Source organism: Paenibacillus sp. BJ-4 (assembly GCF_020404765.1).
In the GTDB taxonomy this organism is placed as follows: Bacteria; Bacillota; Bacilli; order Paenibacillales; family Paenibacillaceae; genus Paenibacillus.
Genome location: NZ_JAIVEM010000178.1, coordinates 1 through 210 on the forward strand (window position 1 = coordinate 1; position 210 = coordinate 210).

Genomic DNA, 210 nt, shown 5'->3' on the forward strand with positions numbered 1-210 from the left:
AATAACCGAGAAAGATCATTTTAAACAACACGGTAGGATCAATGGCAGGACGCCCGTTGTCCGCACAATACAGCGGGCTTACCTTCTCATGAATAAAGGAAAAGTCTATATATTTATCAACTTTGCGAAGCAAATGATCTTGCGGTACCAGTTCTTCCAGGGAAACGAATTCAAAGGATTGTTGTTTGTCTCGATGAGATCGCAGCATAC

At 41.9% G+C, this 210-nt stretch carries 1 pseudogene; it reads right to left on the reverse strand.

Going from position 1 to position 210, the window contains the following annotated elements:
- Positions 1 to 208 (reverse strand): annotated as a pseudogene (locus LCF57_RS28430) (IS5/IS1182 family transposase); the annotation flags it as partial.
- Positions 209 to 210 lie beyond the last annotated feature (2 nt).